Consider the following 1,146-nt stretch of genomic DNA (forward strand, 5'->3'; position numbering starts at 1 on the left):
CGGAGGACGGCAGACGAGTCCAGCCTCGTTCTGGTGGGCGGGGAGATGTGTATAGGGGACAGGCGTGGCGCCGGTCGGCCCCACTGCCCGTCGCGCCCCGCCCGCCCCGCCCCACCGCACGGGACGCGGCGCCGGAGTGCGTACGGGACCCGGGCCCGGCGTCGTACGGGACCTCGCCCCGGCTTCCGTACGGGACCTGGCCCAAGCTTCCGTTCCTCGCCCCGGCGTGCGCCGGACCCGGCCCGCAGGCCCGGCCGCCGGGACCGGCCCGCAAGCCCGGCCGCCGTTGCGGGTCGGGGGTGGCGCCGTCGCGGCGATGCGCGGGTGTTCCGGGTCGGCATCGGGGCCGGTTTTCCGCGGGGGGAGGCCGGGTGCGGGGGCCCGGTCCATTAAGGTGACCAGGTGAAGATCGCCCTCATGGACTCCGGAATCGGCCTCCTCGCGGCGGCCGCCGCGATGCGACGGCTGCGGCCGGACGCCGATCTGGTGCTCTCCTCCGACCCCGACGGGATGCCCTGGGGCCCCCGCACCCCCGAGGACCTGTCCGGCCGCGCCCTCGTCGTGGCCCGGGCCGCCGCCGCCCACCGCCCGGACGCCCTCGTCGTCGCGTGCAACACCGCGACCGTGCACGCGCTGCCGGCCGTGCGGGCCGAGCTGGAGCCCGGTATCCCGGTCATCGGGACCGTCCCGGCCATCAAGCCGGCCGCGGCCGCCGGGGGCCGGGTGGCGATCTGGGCCACCCCGGCGACCACCGGCAGCACCTACCAGCGCGGGCTGATCCGCGACTTCGCGGCCGGCGCGCACGTCACCGAGGTGCCGTGCCCCGGGCTCGCCGACGCCGTCGAGTACGCGGACGAGGCGGCCGTGGCCCGGGCCGTCGCGGCCGCCGCGGCGCTCACCCCGCCCGACGTCACCGACGTCGTCCTCGGCTGCACGCACTACGAACTGGTCGAGGGGGCCATCCGGGAGGCCCTGGCGCGGCGGACCGGCGGCGCGGCGCTCGTCTACCACGGCTCGGCGGCGCCCGTCGCCCTCCAGGCCCTGCGCCGCCTCGGTGTCGGCCCCGAGCCCGAGCTGCCGCGCACCGGCGGCCTGACCGTCCTGGCCAGCGGGCGCCCGGCAGAACTCCCCGCCGCCGCCCTGGGC

Annotated in this window: 1 protein-coding gene; it reads left to right on the forward strand. The window is 79.0% G+C overall.

Features of this window, described 5'->3' with window-relative positions; all coding sequences use genetic code 11:
* Positions 1 to 402: 402 nt before the first annotated feature.
* Positions 403 to 1,146, forward strand: a 744-nt coding sequence (locus tag GPJ59_RS36395; protein WP_219672375.1) for a glutamate racemase, incomplete at its 3' end; no start/stop codon positions are given.

This window comes from Streptomyces bambusae, assembly GCF_019400985.1.
Lineage (GTDB): Bacteria > Actinomycetota > Actinomycetes > Streptomycetales > Streptomycetaceae > Streptomyces > Streptomyces bambusae_A.